The organism is Vibrio sp. 10N.222.52.B7 (assembly GCF_041474275.1).
Taxonomy (GTDB): Bacteria; Pseudomonadota; Gammaproteobacteria; order Enterobacterales; family Vibrionaceae; genus Vibrio; species Vibrio crassostreae_C.
Genome location: NZ_JBFRTU010000110.1, coordinates 1 through 420, shown reverse-complemented (window position 1 = coordinate 420; position 420 = coordinate 1). Strand labels below are relative to the sequence as shown.

Sequence of the window (420 nt, the reverse complement as noted above, 5' to 3'; positions counted from 1 at the left end):
GGTTATCACCTTCAATGTCGGTAGCGCCTGTTAATAGGTCTGCATCGGTGAAGATAAGCGTTCCATCTTCTTCAACACTGAACTGTTGATCTTGAGGGACTGGCAGGTCGTTAACTGGGTTAACCGTTAGGTCAGCTGATGCTTGAACGGTATTGGTACCATCTGAGATATCGAAGCTAATATCGATATCACCATTGAAGTTCTCATCTGGCGTGATGGTGAAGCTGCCGTCATCATTAGCTACAACCGTCGCATCACCGTCGACCGTTAGGCTGCTGGCCGTCAAGTCATCGCCTTCCACATCTGATGCTTGAGAAAGCAGCTGCTCTTGGCTTAGACGAATCGAACCATCTTCGTCGATTGAGTACGCTAGGTCACCAGACACAGGCGCATCATCAACGGCAGTCACACTTACATCGA

The 420-nt window shown here is 49.0% G+C and carries 1 protein-coding gene; it reads right to left on the bottom strand.

From position 1 onward, the window contains the following. Window positions 1–420 (bottom strand): cadherin-like domain-containing protein (locus tag AB4512_RS20695; RefSeq protein ID WP_372175527.1); only part of this gene is annotated, 420 nt, incomplete at both ends.